General features: G+C 37.9%; 22 protein-coding genes. 3 read left to right on the top strand and 19 right to left on the bottom strand.

What is annotated here, in order from left to right:
* Positions 1-1,183: 1,183 nt before the first annotated feature.
* From ACWGOO_RS07210 to ACWGOO_RS07200, 3 genes are all read left to right on the top strand, one after another.
* The gene (locus tag ACWGOO_RS07210) at positions 1,184-2,602 is read left to right on the top strand and encodes a hypothetical protein (protein WP_452482104.1); all 1,419 of its coding nucleotides are present in this window, start codon (positions 1,184-1,186) and stop codon (positions 2,600-2,602) included.
* Positions 2,603-3,000: 398 nt separating this feature from the next.
* Complete coding sequence (locus ACWGOO_RS07205) at positions 3,001-4,677, top strand: hypothetical protein (RefSeq protein WP_452482103.1); 1,677 nt, start codon at positions 3,001-3,003, stop codon at positions 4,675-4,677.
* A gap of 205 nt (positions 4,678-4,882) precedes the next feature.
* Positions 4,883-5,170 (top strand): hypothetical protein, encoded by a 288-nt coding sequence (locus ACWGOO_RS07200; protein WP_452482102.1) that lies wholly within the window; start codon positions 4,883-4,885, stop codon positions 5,168-5,170.
* A gap of 60 nt (positions 5,171-5,230) precedes the next feature.
* Here ACWGOO_RS07200 and ACWGOO_RS07195 read toward each other — a convergent pair whose 3' ends face one another.
* The 19 genes from ACWGOO_RS07195 to ACWGOO_RS07105 form a co-directional block, all read right to left on the bottom strand.
* A complete protein-coding gene (locus ACWGOO_RS07195; protein ID WP_452482101.1) occupies positions 5,231-6,856 on the bottom strand; it encodes a recombinase family protein in 1,626 nt (541 codons plus the stop codon).
* Between the two features lie 90 nt (positions 6,857-6,946).
* The gene (locus ACWGOO_RS07190; protein ID WP_268794278.1) at positions 6,947-7,072 is read right to left on the bottom strand and encodes an SHOCT domain-containing protein; all 126 of its coding nucleotides are present in this window, start codon (positions 7,070-7,072) and stop codon (positions 6,947-6,949) included.
* Between the two features lie 62 nt (positions 7,073-7,134).
* Positions 7,135-8,286, bottom strand: coding sequence for an Ig-like domain-containing protein (locus tag ACWGOO_RS07185; RefSeq protein WP_452482100.1), 1,152 nt, complete (start codon positions 8,284-8,286; stop codon positions 7,135-7,137).
* The gene (locus ACWGOO_RS07180; protein WP_452482099.1) at positions 8,283-8,510 is read right to left on the bottom strand and encodes a hypothetical protein; all 228 of its coding nucleotides are present in this window, start codon (positions 8,508-8,510) and stop codon (positions 8,283-8,285) included. Before ACWGOO_RS07180 ends, ACWGOO_RS07185 begins: the two co-directional genes overlap by 4 nt.
* 62 nt (positions 8,511-8,572) lie before the next feature.
* Positions 8,573-8,884 (bottom strand): phage head-tail connector protein, encoded by a 312-nt coding sequence (locus ACWGOO_RS07175; protein WP_044787534.1) that lies wholly within the window; start codon positions 8,882-8,884, stop codon positions 8,573-8,575.
* A complete protein-coding gene (locus tag ACWGOO_RS07170) occupies positions 8,877-9,095 on the bottom strand; it encodes a hypothetical protein (RefSeq protein WP_044787536.1) in 219 nt (72 codons plus the stop codon). Before ACWGOO_RS07170 ends, ACWGOO_RS07175 begins: the two co-directional genes overlap by 8 nt.
* Positions 9,096-9,193: 98 nt before the next feature.
* Positions 9,194-10,024 (bottom strand): P22 coat protein - protein 5 domain protein, encoded by an 831-nt coding sequence (locus tag ACWGOO_RS07165; RefSeq protein WP_452482098.1) that lies wholly within the window; start codon positions 10,022-10,024, stop codon positions 9,194-9,196.
* A 31-nt stretch (positions 10,025-10,055) separates the two neighbouring features.
* A complete protein-coding gene (locus tag ACWGOO_RS07160; protein WP_452482097.1) occupies positions 10,056-10,670 on the bottom strand; it encodes a DUF4355 domain-containing protein in 615 nt (204 codons plus the stop codon).
* Positions 10,671-11,448: 778 nt separating this feature from the next.
* Positions 11,449-12,756, bottom strand: a complete 1,308-nt coding sequence (locus ACWGOO_RS07155) for a phage portal protein (protein WP_452482096.1) — start codon at positions 12,754-12,756, stop codon at positions 11,449-11,451.
* A gap of 150 nt (positions 12,757-12,906) precedes the next feature.
* The gene (locus ACWGOO_RS07150; protein ID WP_452482095.1) at positions 12,907-13,365 is read right to left on the bottom strand and encodes a DUF2262 domain-containing protein; all 459 of its coding nucleotides are present in this window, start codon (positions 13,363-13,365) and stop codon (positions 12,907-12,909) included.
* A gap of 411 nt (positions 13,366-13,776) precedes the next feature.
* Positions 13,777-14,457: a hypothetical protein gene (locus ACWGOO_RS07145; protein WP_452482094.1), complete on the bottom strand. Its 681-nt coding sequence runs from the start codon at positions 14,455-14,457 to the stop codon at positions 13,777-13,779.
* 88 nt (positions 14,458-14,545) lie between these two features.
* Positions 14,546-14,779: a hypothetical protein gene (locus ACWGOO_RS07140; RefSeq protein ID WP_452482093.1), complete on the bottom strand. Its 234-nt coding sequence runs from the start codon at positions 14,777-14,779 to the stop codon at positions 14,546-14,548.
* A gap of 174 nt (positions 14,780-14,953) precedes the next feature.
* Positions 14,954-15,295 (bottom strand): hypothetical protein, encoded by a 342-nt coding sequence (locus ACWGOO_RS07135; protein ID WP_452482092.1) that lies wholly within the window; start codon positions 15,293-15,295, stop codon positions 14,954-14,956.
* Between the two features lie 53 nt (positions 15,296-15,348).
* Positions 15,349-15,627, bottom strand: coding sequence for a hypothetical protein (locus tag ACWGOO_RS07130; protein ID WP_452482091.1), 279 nt, complete (start codon positions 15,625-15,627; stop codon positions 15,349-15,351).
* A 128-nt stretch (positions 15,628-15,755) separates the two neighbouring features.
* Positions 15,756-16,160, bottom strand: coding sequence for a hypothetical protein (locus tag ACWGOO_RS07125; protein ID WP_452482090.1), 405 nt, complete (start codon positions 16,158-16,160; stop codon positions 15,756-15,758).
* A gap of 27 nt (positions 16,161-16,187) precedes the next feature.
* On the bottom strand, positions 16,188-17,279 hold the full coding sequence (locus tag ACWGOO_RS07120; protein WP_452482089.1) for a phage terminase large subunit: 1,092 nt from the start codon (positions 17,277-17,279) through the stop codon (positions 16,188-16,190).
* 202 nt (positions 17,280-17,481) lie between these two features.
* Positions 17,482-18,327, bottom strand: coding sequence for a tyrosine-type recombinase/integrase (locus tag ACWGOO_RS07115; protein ID WP_452482088.1), 846 nt, complete (start codon positions 18,325-18,327; stop codon positions 17,482-17,484).
* Between the two features lie 158 nt (positions 18,328-18,485).
* Positions 18,486-19,229: a transposase gene (locus ACWGOO_RS07110; RefSeq protein WP_452482087.1), complete on the bottom strand. Its 744-nt coding sequence runs from the start codon at positions 19,227-19,229 to the stop codon at positions 18,486-18,488.
* A gap of 168 nt (positions 19,230-19,397) precedes the next feature.
* Positions 19,398-20,432, bottom strand: a complete 1,035-nt coding sequence (locus ACWGOO_RS07105; RefSeq protein WP_452482086.1) for an SDR family oxidoreductase — start codon at positions 20,430-20,432, stop codon at positions 19,398-19,400.
* Between the last annotated feature and the right edge of the window lie 286 nt (positions 20,433-20,718).

The following is a 20,718-nucleotide window of genomic DNA, read 5'->3' as shown; positions in this document are numbered from 1 at the left end:
TATGCATAAATGAAAAAAAAAGAGAATAAAATACTGAAAATGCTCTTTACGAAGCAGCCTGTAGAGAGGGACATCTCAAAGATCAACTAAAAAACGAACCCACACTTGTAAGCAATTGCCCCAGAAATATATTAATCAAGGGCACCCTATCAGCTTTGTAGTGTGTACTGAGGTCGAACAATCTACGTATATGTACATGGGAGCAGACACAGCAGCAAGCTAAAAATGATTCACAGGGTTGACCGCCCTGCACCTAGTTACTCCTTAGACGCAAAACAGTAAGCCCATTAGCGATAAACATATCTGCAAATTGATCATGGAGTTCCTGATGGGAGAAGGCTCCATATACGGCTATCAATAAAGTTACGGCGTTTCTTCGAAAAGGTTATAAAATAAAGATTAACAAGAAGTAACTATACTGTCTGTGCAAACTCATGAATGTGCTTCCTCAACAGCGAAAAATTTGCATTAGGAATCCCAAGCGACTGGAAAACAATCTCATAACAACCAGTTGTGGTGTGGCTATATTAAGTATGAGTGGATCCGAGAAGAGGAACGTTTCTTCTTTCTCACGAGCATTTATAGATGTGTTTGGTCAAGCCATAGTTACTAATTCCTCTTATGCCAGTCCATTCATACCCAATATCAACAAAGAAGGCTGTAAGATTAACTTGAGCATCATTATTTTTGCACAGTTTAGACACACCCTTTATTATCATATTGATATATCAACTCCACCCACTTCTCTCGTGCCAATTGAATGAAGAAAATATATGTTCCCTCACTCCACCCTAAAGCGATTTTTTGAATGCAGGAATATATTCAAATTACCGTCAAACCTTCGTGCATCAATGCCTTTCATCTCGATATATTACTACCACGCACTCCACATGTGTCGAGACGGCGGAAGGGATATATTCCTTTTTATTATATATATTACCTATACTATCTCTTTGAAATTTTATACTACATGTAAGGTTCCAATTGTACTATAAATCCAATTATTCATCCATAAAGCACTATAAAGATGGATACAACAGACTAGAAATTTTTGTTAGGATTTGACTGAACGCTGCTACACATTTACAGGAATTGTAGAACTTTGATTTAGGAGGTATGCTACTATTATTATATATATGAGCTCCACTTTTTAACAATGACACGCTTAATTTGAGGTGAAAGCATGAAAATCTGGCTTCTCGACGTTTATTCTAAGACCAATGCACAGTTAAGTCCGTCATTTGACGCGTTTTCTTCAAGTTTGGTTCGACGCTACGATGGGCAAGGATTTGAAGCTATCCCTGCCCATCAAGAATTTCAAATGATTATAATTGATTTTATGAATGCTTCTGATAACCAAAATGTAGAAAGAATTGATCAGCTTCAGAACTTAGAAAAAGAAATGGGAACTCCGCAACGGAAAAGTATAGTATATTTTAACTCCGATGCAGTAATTTATGAATGTAGCTATGCAATAAGAGAACTCTCGCCAAAAATCCAAGAGGCCCTAAAAGCGGGTATTCCTGTCGTGGTGATTGCAGGAGAATTGCAACACGATATGAGTTCTGAGGAAAAAAAACATAATTACACATGGCTTTTAAATGTTCACCAATTCCTTACCATTACTGATATTGCCCCAAAGACAGGTCCAATTTCCATTTCTTATTCCAACTCTGATCGTGCTGTTAAGAATTTATATGAGAAATTCAAAAAAGATCTTGCATGGGAAGTAGCCTTTACTACTCCTCAACAAGAAAATAAGCCCTTCTTTACTAGAAGGAAAAGGAATCCCAAGTACTTCCAGTCGTTATTTACTAATGTTAAGAACCAAGTTGTTTCCTTCGTTTTACAGGAAGGTAATAGTGAATTGATTGTGCTCCCAAACATCAAGAATACGGAAAAAAGAGGCCATTACATTGCATATATTCTAAATGAATTTTTGCCTCAGTTCCGACCAGGCTGGTTCCCTGACCGTTGGGCTGGAGCATATACTCCAAATATCTTAAGCAAAAAAAAACTGCTTTTAAAAGTTGAAAAGGAACGACTGTTACAGGAATTTAAATACAAGGAAGATCAACTTCAAAATCAAGAGAGTATTATGATGTCATTTATCGATTTATTAACTCAATCAGATGAACGATTAGTTGTTGCTGTTCAACGAGCCTTCAAGGAAATTTTTGGAGCTCAAATTACTGACTTAGACCTCAAGCGCGATCTTCAAAATAAGCCACGACTCTTTGATCTGATTGCAATCATTAATAGTAAACGAATTGCTATAGAAGTTAAAGGTGGCAGCCGTTCGCTGAATAAAGTCATGTTAAATAAAGTACAAGACAATCTTAAGGCTTTTCGTGATGAATTTCCAGCCAGAGAGATATATGCAACCTTACTTATCTTGAATGACCAATATTCGAAGGCACCAGATAAGCGTGAACCAATTGCTCCACAAATGATTAAAGATGCTAAACAACGAAAAATTACTGTGTTATCTACTCCGATACTCATGGAGATCATGACAATGTACTTATCAGGTGACTTATTAAAGACTGACCTTTTAGCTATATTGTCCAAGCCAGGGCTAGTCCAAGCTTCATTGAAATAATGGAAATATGCCTTATAGTTCGTCTGTATCCATAGTAGCCTTCTAGCAATTATTCAAAATAGATTTTAATTAGCAATATAATTGGTACTTAAACAATGTCACTACCTTGGTCTGCATTTCAAAATGAAATGTAGACCTAAAATCAACCTTCTTTTATACTTAAATTATAACAATGAATTATCTATTGGAAATTTCAAAAAAACTCAATTTTACCTTTATAAAGTCAATGGTTTTAGAAATGTGACACATTAAGAATATATTATAAAAATACTTTTTCCTTTCATTTATGTCTAGTACAATAATTTAAAACCAATATTCTAGTGATACCTATAAATACTAAACTTCGTTCCTTTTTAATAATTTTTTTGTTACTTTTACATATTAGGAGATCCGAAAAAATGAATAAACATTTTACTGATAAATTAATTAGCATATCGAAAAGTATCGAGAAATGTGAACTAGACACTGTGTACCTTGATTTATTCTCACTCAATCTCATAGAAACTCATGTACAATATAGTAAAGCAGGAGATTTTATTTTATTTGCTAAGAATCATAAAAATATTCCATTAGAAAAACATAATGCCCTAATTTACGAATTACTTGAGTATAATGCAATGCTAAACCTAGATATACTTTCTAAAGATATAAAATTTTTTTTCAATTTGCTAATCAATCAAATAACAGATAAACTATTACTAATAATTGAAACATTTGATAAAGAAGACATGCTTATAAACCTATATGTATTAAGTTCCTATATAATTCAATTTCATCAACGGACAAGGTTAATTTTACGTGGAGATTTGAAATTAGTTAATATCAAAAGCATTAATCTTCTTGAATCTAGTTTACTGGAAGCAATTGAATCAAGTAATGGCATTATGGATCATGACATAGATAGTATTCAAGGCCTTGATAAAGCTATCATTCAGTATTTATTTGCTTTAATAATGAAGCCTAAATTATCAAAGAGTCACCTTTATAATTTTAATAGGGATGCTTTTCGTCAAATGTATTACCTTAGTTACTCGGCTATTACTTTAATTTCCCAAAGAGAATTGGTAATGAGCAGAGTCTTTCAAAACAAAAATATTAAAATAATAAATGGTGTGATTTCTTTTGAAGATAACAACTGGCACAAGGTTTTAAATAAGTTTAAAAAAGAAATTGTTGATGAACGTACTAAAATGCCTTTTGAAGATCTCCCCAAAATAGCAGATGAATTGAAAAATAATTTTAAAAAAAATTTAGGGTTTGATTTTGATTACCTGAATTCGCTATTAGAGTTTGAGTCTTATAGTATTGAAAAAGAAAAAAGATTAGCTCATATTTTTTCTAAGATAAATTTAGTGTCTTTAGTTCAGAATGTTACAAAATGCAAAGAAGACGAGGCCGAGTGTTTAATAGACTATTTAACATTGAGAATCTCAGATCATAGTGAATATTTAGATCCATTAGATAAATATAGATATAGACTTTTAGAAAAACCTTTATTACAACTTGAGATTTCTAGCCAATCTATATATCTACTTTCTCTGCCCTTATTAATAAACAGCGTTCAATTATTAAGTTCAAGATTGATGTATAATCTGATTCCTGAGTGTACAAAAGATAATTCAGATATTATTAAGAACAATATTAAAAATGAAACTGTTTTAACAGCGTCAAATATTTTTAAAATTCACACCAATAAAGTGTTTACTAATGCAAAAGACTTTAATTACAAAGGTAAAAAATTCAGTTTTAATTGTGAATATGATATTCTTACAGTAATTAATGATGTTCTAATTGTATCTGAATGCAAGGATATTACATATAAATTCACAACCTTTGGATTAAAAAAAGATATCGGTAAAACAATTGACTATATAAATGAAATAGCATATGAAATGATTGAAATAAAAAATAATTTAATAGTACTTGAAGATATCTTTCAAACAAAAATCAATAAGATAATTCCTTTAATTGTATTCAAAAACCATAACATTTCAATTAATACAAATTTCAATAAAAAGGGTGTTGAAATTACATCATTAAATTTATTAAATGATTGGATAAACAGAACAATATAATAAGAATTGAAAAAGAGGAATGCAACAACTTATTTACATTTAAAAATTCTATTCCAAATTGGATTATCAAAAGGAAATGTTTTTTCATAGCTTAAAACAAGAGAAAAGGACAAATAGTCAATCCCTACACAAAACAAATGACTTGCCATCCCTCCCCATCAGAGTTAACATACACACACTCAAACCACGGGAGGGAAAATGCGCTATGTCAAATTGGCCAGATTGGTTCCTCGAAGCATTACGCCAACGTTTTTATCAGTTAGAGCTCGCCAGTGAACAACAATCTTCATGTTCAGCAGAGGACAACAATCTATTCACTCAAATGGACCAATTCAAAACCAACCAAAACGAGGATATCCAACGTCTGCTATCTGAATGGGAAGAAGCTATAGGTTATCAGCTAAGTGAGGACAAACAATCCATCTATATGGAAGGAGTTAAAGACGGGATTCGATTGATCCTTCCCGTCATACAACCCACAAATATTCGTTAGCCCATTGATCGTATTAGCCTATAGTTTCTCTAGCCCCTAAATTCATTTAACAATGATCTATTAATCTTCTATAATTTCATCTATGCTCATTCCACTCTTCAAGGTAAAAACAAAATGCGCTGGTGAGAGAATCGTGATCTTCTCCACCAACGCATTAAATAGGTTATCATCAAATTGTTCCAGTATATCTTGCCGTGAGCTCAAAAGTTGAATAATCTCATCGACTCGTTCCTTGGTTTTCTCCTTCTGATCCTCTTCCTCCTCTAATATCAGCATCTGTTGCCGTAGCTCGTTTAGCTCGCTGGAAAGTCTGTTCGTTTCTTCATTATATACAATCTCATCAATCTGATTCCGTAGCTTAAGATTAACTAATTCCTTCAAGTCGGATTTCAATTGTTGCATCTGTCCTTCGATATCCAATAGCGGTTCTTGCCCTACTTTGCTGGAAAGCACCGATTCAATATTGGCTTTCAACGTCTTCATGAATCCTTTCTTATTCTCATACATCCGGTTGAACAATCGTACAAACGCGGAATGTAAAACTGGTTCATCAACCGATTTGGCATCACAGGCTACTTTCCCTTCATTGACATACGTTTTGCATTGCCATACCACTTTTTTGGATGGATTATTGCTGTTCCAGGTTCGGCGTTTAAAAATGGCTCCACAGCATCCACAATATACTTTACTGCTTAGTGCATATTTACTGGAGTATCTTTTACTCTCCCCCATCACACTCCCTTTCAGCTTGGCCCTCCGTTCCTTTTCCTTTTGCACCGCTTCAAATAGTTCCTTGGATACAATCGGCTCATGGTTGTTCTCAATTAAATATTGCTGTTCTTGTCCTTTATTCCTTATTCGTTTGTGGGTTAGAAAATCTACCGTTACCGTCTTTTGCTGAAGCAGAGCTCCGTAATATTTCTCATTGGTCAGAATTAAGGTAATGGAGGAATCCCACCACGTATCGCCACCCGTGACTGTTTTAATCTTATCTCGCATCAATCCTCTGGCAATCGCCTGATAACTTTTCCCATCCAAATACTCCTCGTATATTCTACGTACAATCTCTGCTTCTGGCTCGTTAATCACCAGTTCACCATGTTCATCCTTATCATAGCCAAGGAAGCGAGTCGTATTGCAAAAGACTTTGCCGTTTTGGAAGCCTCGTAATATGCCCCATCGACTGTTTTCAGAAATGTTTCGGCTCTCGTCTTGGGCAAGGGAACTCAGGATGGTCAGCAATACTTCACCTGTGGTATCCAGTGTATTAATATTCTCCCGTTCAAAGAATACAGCCACTCCAAGACTTTTAAGTTCCCGTACATGTTTCAATAAATCCAGTGTATTCCTAGCAAATCTCGAAATCGACTTGACCAGAATCAGATCCAGTTTACCGTTTCGAGCATCCTGTATCATCCGATTAAAATGCGTTCTATTTTTGGTGTTGGTTCCACTGATGCCTTCATCGGCGTAAATATCAGCCATTTCCCATTCTAAGTTGTTTTGAATGTATTGAGTATAGTGATTCACCTGATTGGTATAGCTCTCCTTTTGCTCCTCGGAATCGGTACTAACTCGGCAATAGGCGGCGACTTTCTTCTTTTGAATGGATTGGATTCCCTCTACGATGTCCATCGTTTTAATGGGAACGATCACGACTTTTTTTGCGGTTGCGGCTTGTGCCATAGACGTTTCTCCCTTCGATATCTTCTTTATACGGTCACATGTTATAATGCGTGCGGTACATCATCAAGTCCATTTCTGCCCATGTGATAGCTACTTGAAAGATTTTTTATTAAGCTCATCAATCGCTATAAATTCTTCTTCTGTAATGACATTTTGTGATCTCAATTGCTTCAATAGGCTCAGACTGAGCAAGTAGTCGATGGATTTTCGTTGCATATGTATGTGCTCCTTTGAAATAAAAATGGCTCACCACAAAGGCAAGCCGATAGATATAATGCTTAGAATAAATTCTTAAGGTTGATTGTCTTTTCTATAGTAATACTAGGATCACTTACTAAGGTGGCTGTCAGTACAAGGGCTTTATTGTTCGCTCCACTACTGCTTCCGGCTTTCACTGTCACGCTATTTCCTGTACTGGCTGTCACGCTACCAATGATCGGAGTCGAATCATCTTGGTTTCGTAGACTCCACTCCACAGACTGGCCAAACACTTCCACTCCATGATCATAAATATGGCTGACGTATGAGGCACTTTGGCCTGTTTTTAGAACTGCATTGCCAGTAATGGCTATCGAATAGATATGCGTTCCTGTTTCGACGACTCTCATTTCAATGCTACTTTGTACTGCTGAGTGATACGTTAATTTCGCAGTGATTCTTGCTTGTCCCAAAGCGATACCCATAACCTGACCTTGCTGATCTACACTAACCACACTTGGATCACTAGATATATAGGTAATCGCCGGATTCGCTATCTCATTTCCATTATCCGTAGCAGACACATTCAACGGTATTGTTTCGTTTAGAGGTACATGGGCCATCGTTCCCTGATGAATATGTAATGCATATGTATGAGCAATCTCGTACTTCCATCTATCTGCAATGTTATGTTCCACGTCATCATAAGCTGTATTTATGCTATCCAATGTACAGCTTAACTGGATGATGCCATTCATCGTGCGATCAATTCCAGTCACTTTAAAAGGCTGATGAGTCATATAAAATCGTTGGCTTAATGTAATGTCCCTCGTATCTGTATTGTCTTGTACGGTAATCAGGATGTTGCCCTCTGGCATGGAGATAACTTTACCTGTTTCCGTTGAAAACGTTCTGGCTTCTACCACAGCATCAAACCATTTCACCTGTCCATTCCAGTTTAAAGCTAGTCGTTGATTACATTTTCGCATCTTGCCTCGACACGACTTTTCATTTTGATCCACCTGACTGGTGATCAGATAACGTTCATAGCGATAATCCACGATATCTCCTGTATGTAAGGGTGTTGCTGCACGAATAATTTTTTCATCGGTCATTTGAATGGTATTTGTCGCATCCTGAATTAGAGCAAGCTGTCGCATACCATTGATATGTACAAGCTCTCCCTTCTCTCGTAGAAAGAAATCCAGCATGGGTTCTAAGCTCCGTGTCACTCCTTCACCTCCATTGCAAAATCCTGCTTACAGCGATACAGATACAACTCCATATAATCGCTCCATTCTTTCTTATCCAAAATAATAAAAATATCCTTGCCAATTCGAACATAGCCGTTTAATTGCAATAAGGATTCCAGTGGACAGAAAGCTCGATATGTCGTCTCTAGTATGTAACCATCTTCAAATGAAAAGCTCTTACGATTTGGTTGTACATCTGCCATTACTAACAGAACAGAGTTGAAATGAGTAACATCCAAAATCTCCAGCTTTGTATCATAGAACATTAATCAGTTCCGACCTTGATTTTAGGTAGAGGAAGAGCCAATCGAATACTTGTCGGAATGCCTGTTTCATAGGTAGCAGATCGCTCTCCCTCCTGTTTATCTATTAGACCAACCGAATCCCGATTTTTATAGAGATACACCGCATAATCGACCATAACATCATCATATTCCACTGGTAGTGTTGAAACATTACAATAGCCATAAATGTTACTCCTCGCTTTATTCAAATAATGGATCAGGATATCATCCTTAGATATGTCTGTTGGTTCCATGCCTAATAATCGTTTAAGTAAAATCAATGAATCACTCATGTGCTGTCTCCTGTTCCTCCTTTACCTGTACCTTCTCGGTACGTTTCATATTCTTGACCGTTTGAGCTTTCGTTACAGGTTCATCTTGCTCAGTCTCATCTGGTTGCGGTTCCTCTACTTGCTCATAATGCCTACTGGCCTGTAACCGCAGCATTAGCTCCTGATCTGTTACTTCCCATATACATCCTGTTTCCTGATTCAAAAACCACATTTCCATCACCCTCCAAAAAATAAGAATAGGGCATCCAAAACGGACACCCTAAACGTGTTTCTTCTATTATAATGTGTTTGCATATCATCCACTTTCAATTAAGACTTATTGGCTGTGAGTACAGCGAGAGCTTCCGGCTTGATACATTTAGCTCCGAATACTTGTAATCCTTTCACTGCATCTAAAAATTGTTTCTCTGGTCTGAAGGCTTCCACCGAATCCACTTGTCCGGCAAACGAAATGGCACTCTTATGACCTGCAATAATTTTATACTTGGCTCCTGCTGTGTTCGGCACATTGTTTGATTTATAAACGGTCATGCCATCAATATCTCCTACATAGCCTGTGCGGATGATATTTGGGTCTTTGGTAAAACGTGCATCTTTCAGCAGCAAGCCATAGTACCATGCGGGAACCACCACAAATCGTTCCGTTTCAGGTACATTATTTTCGTCCAATAGTACGCCTAGATCAATCAGTAAATCATAGGCCGTATCTTTCGTTGGAGTTATAGGTGTTGTATCATTACCGATTGTATTCTCAGCTCTAACCTCTGTATAAAATCCAGCGAGATACTGATCCACCACATTAGCAAGCCCATACGAAGCTTCTACGATCCCACCATCCAGTAGATTCACATTCGCTTGAGCAGCATCCACATCATCCACCTGAAAATTGAAATACTTGGCCTGATCGATCACCAACGTTTTTTGCGTAGCATCTAGTTCCTGTGGGTTACCGATTCCAGCAGCTTTATCATAATTGCCAATCGTTACTGCCCCAATCGAATTAATTTTTACAGTGGAGCCTTGGCCTTGAATTTCCCCTTCGTAATCGGTGTTGACGACATTACCGTACACCAGATTCTTTTTCAGACTTTCATTTAAACGTGCGCTCCAAATCGTAGGAATAAAATTTTGTACTGACATATCTAATCACCCTGTCCTTTTCTATTGATTATTATTTGTTTTGTAATGCTTGTTTGACTTGATCCCAATGCTGATTAATTTCGTTTGGGGACATCCCTTTAATCGAATCCAATGTAAATGTGCTACCTGTTGAACTAGCCGGAGGTGTATAGCCATCCCCTTTAAGCCGTTGCTCGACTTGATGTTGTATAGCCTGTTGTAGCGCTTGTTCCAACATAGCCAAATTCGCTGTCGTGGCTTCTTCATCTGCACCAATAAAAAAATCCACTAACGGGAGTGGAAGTTTCTTCTCGGATGCTATTTTTACCGCTTGGCTGGTTAACCGTTCACGTTGCTTCTCTAGCTTCATATGCTCCACTTCGGCTCGCAGCTTCTCAACTTCAATTTCTTTCTCATCCTTAGTCGGGAATCGCTTCTTGATCTCAGTATCCACTGCACTTTCCAAATGGTTGGCTTTCCATGTTTCCAACGACTTGGCGGATCGTTTGTCCACCGTGCTATCGAACCAGCTTCTTGCTTCTTGATTGGATTGAATGAATTTTTCTATCCCTTCTACGCTATACGGATTCAAACCCTGAAGGTACGATTGCCATTCCTCATTCGTTTGGTTTTCCTTAATCAACTGCTTTACTTGTTCTAAATTCATTTTTGTTAATCTCCTTTATTGCCCATTCGACTCTGTAGAACCGAACACACTTATGTATGTTTGAGCAGTTTAATGCCATGCTCAGGACAGCAATGTAACGCTTTAGAAATCACAAAAACGAGGAAAAGGTACACACATACCAACTCCCCACTTTTGCCTATATTTCAACCTTTGTTTATGCGGATTTTGGATAGCCTAAAGCGTAACATCAAGCCTATTGATTGCCTAAACTTCAGAAACGTATATGTATGCTGAAACTGTATCATATTGAATATTATGCTCAAGACAATCATGTTACGCATTAGAAAACGCAAAAGTGACGAAAAGGTACAAGCATACCCACTCCTTATTTTTGCCTATTTTTACCCCTTTGTTTATAGGGATTTTTCCACCTCTAAAGCGTTACATCGAGCCGTCTTTTTGTCTGAAATTCCGAACACGTATCCTAATATTTTCTTTTCTCGCCTTACCTCTACACTTCTCACAATATTTCTGCCGATTCGAATTTGCCGAAAATGTTCCTCCGAAACGTGTACAGTTCACCCTCGATTTCGCTGTCTTAGGCTCAGTCTCTACATTACGTTCAGACTTATATTCTCGCTCCAGCTTCTCGTCTATTGGCAGCACTCCATGTTCAAAATATGTACAACGGGGCAGGCCATCATCTTGAGCGAAAAATACACATGGCTCATCCTGTAAACAGCAATAATTCGGGATACCGTGTTTCGCTCCGAGATAACATGCACAACTATTCTTAACCAACCGCTTAAACCTATTTTTATTCTGCATCCAATACCTTCTTATCCGTACCAACTAATCGTTGTTGTTCAGCATGAAATTTATTGAATTCCAGCTTCGGATTCTCCACAAATGGAAGCAATGTAAGCAACGTTTCCTGAGAGACCACTTCTTTCAGTTTCACAATCACATCAGCCATCCCAACCAAATCTGTCGGCAAGTTACGAGTAAACTTCACCGCGATATCACGGTAATCATATTGCACACCTTCTTTAATGTGCAGAAAGGTAAAGAAATTCCGTAAACGCTGCTTGATCGCCTTTTCCATTAACGCTTCACGCATTGCCACTCGATTCTCTAAATTCAGCAGCTTATTTCGCAGCGCCAAGGAGGAGGTATTGCTGGCCCAATTCTCATTAAAGTTGACCTGATCCATCATGTCGAAGATTTTGCGTTCAATGTTATCCAACTCATTTTTCACAAAAGAATCATTAATCTCCTTCGTAAGCCAACTTACCTTTCCCCCAGCCGGGACCTGAATAATGCCCATCTTCTTCATATTTAGCAAGTCCTCGGCTTCCAGCTTGGCATTTTCAATCACGAGATAGGCGTTGCGATGATCTGCAATTTCATTGACCAAGTCTGAATTCAGTGCATTATAGGCATCAAATAAAGAAATCACATCCTGGAAGCCGCTTTTCCTCTCTGTATTGGCTGGACAGGAGATAAGTGGGACTCTTCCAAAGATGTGATTATGTTTGCCGATATATTTCAGTTCAGGTGATTGGTTTTGCTTACTCTGATTAGGTTTACTATCACTACTAATTGTATAGTGCAGAATTTCATGGTCGGTATACACGTCCAAATACACTTGCTTATCAAATCGTTTCGTAAATTTATGTAGTCCTAGTAATACATTTCGTTCTGCTGTTCCGTCCTCCAACACATACGCATTCAAAGGAGATAATACTGTGGCGGAAAATTGGCCATCTGAATCAATATAGTTCAACTCAAAGCTCTCTCCAAAGATTTCAGACTGTTTTCGAAGCTGTAGATTATGCTCCTTGTCCCAATGACTCATATGTACATCTATGTTATGTATAGCTTCATCTTGATCTGATTTGGACACATAGTTTACTGGCTTTCCAAGCAGGTAGCCGACTTCATTATCTACGAACTTACGTGGGAAATTGAAAATGAGCTTTTGATTGCTTCGGCTTTCTTGCATCGCATAGTTCTTGAGAATGGCATGCTGACCATTGTAGTAATCTGAATATTTCTGTTTGGCTAATGCAGTCGATTGGAGTTCATTTAGACAATCTAATATGATTTGCTCAGTTATTTGCAAATACATCCTTCCTTTCAAAATAGGCTTAGTAATTGTTGCTTAAATAAATAAAAGAACCACCTTTACTAAGGTAGTTCCTTGTTGAACTAACGTTCTTCGTTAACGTAACTTCAAGCTCTGCGCTTCTTAAGTGCGTTTATTTGTGTTGACTTACACATCAGCCCTTAATAACTTGAAATTTTTATCGAAGTAAGCATGTATCCTATGTCCACCAAATAAATTTCCATCATCATACTCACAGTATATTTCATTTGTTTTAAGTTCGATATCATATAACGTTATTGATTTTTGAAATTTTTCGTTCGTTGTATTATATTCACCTGCATCCACAGCATCCCAATTTAAATTTTCGTCATTTTCATCATACTCGGGCCAAAAATCATTTTTGTATTCAATCAATTCTTCTGCTATAGCTTCTCTTGCTTTTCTATCAAAGTCTGCTAAACATAAAAAAAGTTCTTCTGCTCTTTTAATCATTTCGGCTACATCAACAGATCCATTTTTTATATCTAACCTCCAATGTATTTTTCCTTCGTTTGCCTCGAGTGCCGTATAGTCCTCATTATATGTAAACACTCCAATTAAGCTGCTGATTACTGATCTTTCCATTCTATAATTCCTTTCTATTAATATATATAATTACATCTAATTTATCCCTTAATTCATTATAGAAATTAGCTATTCCTTCTTAATTATAACCTACCCGTTAGCTCAACGAGATTGGACAAAATAAAATTTGAGTTTTAGCATAAGTCTCAAAATAGCAAACTACGATCATAAAATTTCAGGCTTTTCACAGACTGAATCAATTGAACAGCCCCATATAAACTATCTGGCGCATCATCATATTGGCAGTTTCGGTTATAATCCTTTATCTGGTTATTATATCGAATATTCGCTGCATTGAACAGAATATGCCCCTTCTTCACTTCCGGCTCCAAGCTAATAATGCGTTCATGCTTCTGCCCCTTAGAATGCACACTTTCTACGGGTGCATGTATAGTTACTAGTTGAGCTTATTTACGGATTATTACCAGCACCAACCACGACTGAGAAAACTCCCTCTTCATCGTGCTTCAGTATGACGATAAAGCTGCCGGGCATAGATTCTGGACTATTCGCTGCATCAAGTTCATACCAACCCTTCAACCGTTCTGAAAGGAGCTTACTCTCGTACTGGATAACATCTCGCCCCTCGTCTACCTTATACTCCTTGACCTTAACAGCGTCACTTGGAATTACAGAAGAAGTCTCGCGTATAGCTTCCTTTACAGAGCGCCTTGGCGTATCCGTAGCTTCAAATGACAGGGTTACATTCAAAGCCGTGTCTTTCTTTGTAACGTCATCTTCGGCATAAATAGCCAGAAAACTATTGTTCTGATAAGAACTAATGCCAGCATCTTGCCCATTCTCATCTGCCCCGCGGAGATGTTCGATAGTTTCCTTCGTATCACCAAGTCCTCCTGCCCTGGTGATCAGAGGTTCTATAGTTGTGCCTTGATCTTTTACTGCCTCAGAAGCCTCACCGCTTTCTGTATCAGTCACAACTTCATCTGCAGCAGTTGATTCAACCGTGCTTATTGTCTCTACAGCATTATCGTTGTCTTTGCTTTCTTTGGTTGATTCCCCGCAACCTGTTAACGTTACGTATAGAGCAATACATCCTGCCATAATAAGCAATCTCTTCTTGTAAATCCCCACACTCCGACCTCCATATTTTATAATGTTTAATTCTATCCTGCATTTACCAATATGTATTATAAAAAAATTAAGCTCGCCAGTCTGGACGCTATCTGGTATATTGTTCAATGTCTTCTATATTCGAATTTCTTCTCATCTGGTCCTCATATTCATGTACGTCGTTATTTAATTTGGCCACAGCTCCCCAACCCGAGAATACAAGAAGGAGTACTCCCATCAAGGCATAGGCAAATGTGAAATAATTCAAATAAAAGTTTAAAACAATACCGCCTAAAATCAGCAGCAATACAATCCACAGCGTCCACTTTATGCCCTTCTTCAATAAAATCTCTCCTTCATAAGGATTCGTATAATGTTTCTTTATGTATCCTGGTACATACGATTCACATGTCTAAAAAGTTCAAGAAATTTAGGCATCATGAGTGCTGTAACTGTTATTGTCTTGATTACAGTTATCAGCTTGTATGATTTCCACAACACTTTACTATTTTACCCTTTAGTTCAATCCATGGTCGTCGTCAATTATCCACGAAAATTCTTTCGTAATCGAAGTTGCAATGCTAGATAATATTAGTTCTAAGATGTCATCAGTGTATATTGGTACATCAATTTCAATTAAATTTACTTCTTCAGTACCATCAAGTGTGTCGAAAGCATAGCTCCCATCTGGATTAGCAAGAATACCAGTTACTTTAACAATCTCCCTATCGATTTCTTTATGAAATGTTAGGTGACTAACTTTTGTGAATCCCAAAACAGAGGTTAAGAATTGCTCAACAACCTCCGATTTAATTCTGGACATGTACTTGTCCGAATGGATACTTATATAGTCGTACATAGTTTCACCTTACTCATGTCTGCCATAGCTGCCTTTTGCTACTTCGAGGGAGCTTAACTAGGTAACGAATCAATATGAGATTCAACTTCAAAAATAAATTCTTCAAGGCTTTCACAATCAAACCATTCACTTCCTTTATTTATCTCAAACAATACTGGATAGCTATGATGATTTATTAAAAATTGCCAACCCTGTCTTGAAATCATATCCTCCAATATTTGACAGTAACCAAATAACTTTTCAACGTCAACTCTATTCATTAAGTCATAATCCTGATAAGTGGTTCCTAATGGTTCAGGGAAGATTCGATATGCTAACCATTTTGTTCCCAATTTAATACACCTCTTAGAGTTACAAAAGCATATGCGGTCATAATTAGTGATTCAACATTTTCCTGCAGTATCCTGCCCATTGACTTAACGAGATTGGATAAAATAAGATTTGAGTTTTAGCAAAACCCTCAAAATAACAAACTTCGATCATAAAACTTCAGACTCTTGACCGACTGAATCAATTGAACAGCCCCATATAAACTATCTGGTACATCATCATATTGGCAGTTTCGGTTATAATCTTTTATCTGGTTATTATATCTGATGTTATCTGCATTGAACAGAATATGACCCTTCTTCACTTCCGGCTCCAAGCTAATAATACGTTCATGCTTCTGCCCTCTGGAATGCACACTTTCTACGGGCGTATGTATCTTCGCTTTCCATAACTCTTCTTCAAACTTTTGCTTCATATAGCTTTGTGCCTGATTCACTTCAAAACCCAGCTTATCTACAGGGTAAATCTTCAATTTTTCAATGGCTACTTGAAACAAATCATCCGGTAACAGTTTATAGATATTGCCATCGATCACATACATTTGCTTTGTTTTGCGATGCTGTCAAATAATCGAAACCGCAGAGTAGTCATTTTTCTTCCCGGCTTTAATGGCTGGATCAATATACATGGCAAGTTCCATTTCATCAAACTCAGGCAATCTATCCCAATACATGATATTTTGAAATATGTATTCGTCTGTTGAACGTGGATCGTTTTGTAGCTCTTTATAGAAACTCTTTTCACCCATGGCTTGCTTCTTACACATCAAATAATAGTAGTCCAAATACTCGCTCCACAAGATTTTTGTACCTTCTAGCATTTCCTCCTCATGAGCCGTAAAAAAAGACAAAGCTGTATTGATCCTGTCCTCGTCTTGCAAGTTATTATATTGTCGCTCCCACTCTGACCACAGATCATCCCGTTCTGAAAATTGAAGCACGGCTGCTTTACGAACACTTCTTACACCTGGGATTTTACCCTTGAGCAGATCAGCCATGATGTCTTCTTCATTCAAGATGGTTCCACAGATCAGAATATTGGTATCTCTTGTTCCGATAGGCAGAATGACATCCGTAAACGTATTTTTAATTTGTTCTCGTTTGGCTTCGGATCGTGCTGTATCTTCCTTGAGCAAATCATCCATCAGAACTAATGTGGGACGGTGATGCTTATAGTGAATTCCTCTCAGGCTACCGTCAATCCCACGAATCATAATACATGAGTCCAATCCACCTTTACTCTTGAGCCATATTTCATTGTTGTTCCAGCGGCTCCCTTTACGAATCCCAAAATCCTCAATCAGCATCTGATTGGTTTCCAGCTCATCTTTGATCATATCGAGGAAGGGCAATGCAATCTGCTCTGTTGCTGATATGATCAATGTAAACTGTGATTTATCATATAAAGTCGCATACAACGGAAATAAAAAGGAACTGATCGTAGACTTTCCGTGTTCCCTTGGGAGGCCGAAAGCCGTAATCAGTCCAGTATGGGCAAGCATATGTCTTAATTCCGTGAATAGCTCTTTGTGAAACTGTCCAAATGCTCGATCAAAATATTTAGGAAAATAGGCTAAAGCGAAAAATTCAATGTCCATCTCACCGATAAGCTTTCTTAGTTCGGAGAAGCTGAATGTCTCGATCAATTGTTTCATTTTGGGCGGCTTGAAATGCTTCTCCATATACTGCTTAAGCAATTCGGTTTGGCGTTGTTGTTCTTGGTTTATCGTTTCAATTGTTGCGGCTCCTTTCTCATATTCACTATAAAATCATCACAAAAATTTCTGCTCCCTTTGCTGGCGGCTCCGTTTATCAACATAGAAGAACCCCTCCATCCCCAACAAAAGAAGTGGCTCATTACCACTCAATATTCGACAAAGCCATTTCCATATCCTGATGCGTTGTTAGGGTATAGATATTGGTAGTCGCTACGTGATCATGTCCAAGGATTTGCTGGATAGTCGTCAATGGAGTCGTCTTTACCAACTTATAGCCAAGCGTATGTCTGAGCATATGGGGTGCGACCTTTACGTTGACCCGATCCCCGTATTTGTTCAGGATCAGGTTAATTGCATTTCGCTCCAAAGCCCCACGCTGCCCTATACATAGATATTCTGATTCCACTTGTGGTCTGATTTCAAGATATCGGGTAATGCCTTTTCGCACATCCTTATTTAATGGAATGATGCGGAAGGAGTTCCCTTTGCCAAATACCTTCAATAATCCTTTGCGTTCACTGATTTCAATATCTTTCAGCTTGATGCCAACTAATTCGCTTACCCGTATTCCTGTACCCAGCAGCAATTCAATCATGCAGATATGCATCCGATTGCCCATACGGTGAATTTCATTCCGCAGCTTCCACAAATCCTTTTCTGCTAACCCTTTGTATTGCCGAACCACCTTGTTCCTAACCGCTTCGATATGTATCTCTTCCTTGATATAGCCTTGCTGGTGCATCCACTGTGCAAATACGTTGACGCTGGCAATTTTCCGGTTGATAGTGAGTATCGCTTGGTTGGTGCTTTGCAGATATTTCTTGTATTCTACTCCATCCAGTTCAATCCACTGATCCAATCCATATTCCGTTTTCCTTTGATACCAGGTTATAAACTGCAATACGTCCCTAATATAGCAGGAAACCGTATTTTCACTCCGATCCTTGCTCTGTAAATGCGCTTCAAACCCTTGAATATACTTCATTTTTCCCCCACCCTTCGCTCGTGTGTCACATCATAGCGTTGATACGAGGGAAAGTCCACTGATTACATAACTTATCTTTTGCACTGATTCTGGCTACTTTCGGGGCTAATTCAGGGCTGAAACTGGCATTTATCTATGCTAATACTGACGACATAACGTTATGGCTCCGAATCATTAGGCTCCACATATCCTTCCTCCATCTCAACCGATTCCTCAATAGCCTCATAGTCGGCATCTACTACATCCGCTTCGATCATTTCCAGAAATAGCTGCTTTCGCTCCTGTTCCAGTGCTTTCGTATTGACCACTAGCTCACGGCGATCATTCCACTCGTTAGGTGCACGGTTCTTTAAGTAGAAAATCATCGCTGTCGGATTGGGAGGCTGATATCGTTTTACTTTCTCGATACGTGTCTTCTTTTTTCCATTTTTGTCCTCTTCAATAATCGTTTTTATTTCTTCATATTCATACCCTGTAGCAGCTTTCAAAAGTGAATTTTCTACGTGGGATATAGGCACAGATCTGCTCCATTTGACTAGTTCAGCCAGCATCGGATGTTTATCTATATACTCGTACCAAGTCGTTTTACCTATATCGAGTTTCCTAATAATGTCCTCTGCATTCACTCCTTCTTCGAACCATTGCTGAATCTCCGCTAATCTAGGATATACATGTGTTTCCCACTTGGTTGGATGTTCCAATGCTTCAGCAAATTTGGGATGTTTTCTACGGTAGTCGCCTAGTGTCCAAATATGAATGTTCAGTCGCTTAGCAATCTCTTCATCCGTTAAGCCCTCTCGTACCCAAACGGGAATATCTCTAAGCCGTGGCACAACAAATTGATCATACTTGGTCAGTATCTTTGGCTTGTTCCTTTTTGGTTTTTCATTATTTTTGCTCATCTTCTGTTCACCTCCAGCACGAAAAAAGGGAACAGCCAACTATCGACCATCCCCCATATGTATTCTAGCTTACCCTAACAACAATCCACACTCCTCTATACGAGCTTTAATATAGAGGTGTACAAGGATAGTCTCTGGCTACCCTCGTTATAATAATATGAATATCTTTTACCAATCCACTTGTTTATAATCCTTTAAAAATACACCCGTGAGTGGTCTTTCTGCGTCTTTTCCTTCATAGATTGGATCGCAAATTCTAGCAGCAGCATCATTAAAATCCAATGGTAGATTTATCTCTCGACTAGCCTTTACCTGTTCTGGAAACTGATTCGATACCCAGCCAGGATCTACGCTAGTTACAAATATTCGATGCTTTTTATACTCTTTAGACAAGGTTAGGGTCATCATATTAAGCGAGGCTTTTGCCATGTTGGTGTGGACATGATATCCACCTTTTCTCTTCATCTGAAAGCGGCCTTCTGCCGCAGATACGTTAACAATAAATCGATTTTGATTAGGACTCCTCAACATAGTATCCTTCAACTTTGTATTGAGCAAAAATGGAGCGGTCACGTTGATTAGCTGAACTTCGAGCATTTCAACCATGGAAATTTGATGGGATTGAGCTGTCCATGAATTTTGAAACGAATGATTGTGACTTATTACTCCCATTTCTTGATTAAAAAGCTGTAAGTTTTGAATATCTTTTGTTTCATTCGTAGATTTATCAAAGTAAGAAATAGTCGTGCTGTTAGCGAGTAAATGTTGGTTGTCCATTATTTGTTTTTGGAGTTCCACTTCATTTAATTTTAATTCTTTATAATCCTCTTGCGACATTCTTACCGTCTGAGCAGCATTATTTATAATGATGTCGATGTAGGAAAACTCTTTATCTATGAAGTGGGCAAACATTTCTACCCTTTCAATTTGGCGAAAATCTAATTCGTAGATATGGATGCGATCTTTCCAATTTTCAAAATCAGGCTCTTGAATATAACGCTGTAGTGCATCATACGGAAAACGGGTTGTCAAAATGACTCGTGAACCGTCTCGTAATAGGCGTAATGCTGTGTGATATCCTATTTTTGTTCGTCCACCTGTAACCAATGCGATGTAAGATTCTAAATGATGCTTGGCTAGACGTTTATTTTCATTGTATTCGCCACATGATTGGCACAGCTTTACATAGTGTTCATGAGCCACAATATTCGATTCTTTACAAACATAGCATCTATGCTGTCTGCCATTATCGTTTATTCTTTCATATTTTCTCATTTTATCACCTTAAATATTATTTACACATATAATAACATATGGTACAATTTTCTTACACAGTAGCTTAATTAAAGTGCCCGCCTTTCACGCGGGAGAATGAAGGTCTCAATCCTTTCTGTGTATGGTGATAGTTTAATGAAAACACCTTCCCGTCAAGAAGGAGATGGAGGTCTAACTCCTCCTCACCTTTAAAATTAAATAGGATGGTCCTTAA

It is taken from the genome of Paenibacillus sp. NPDC055715 (assembly GCF_053617595.1).
The sequence above is the reverse complement of the archived record's forward strand: the minus strand, read 5'-3'. Positions and strand labels throughout refer to the sequence as shown.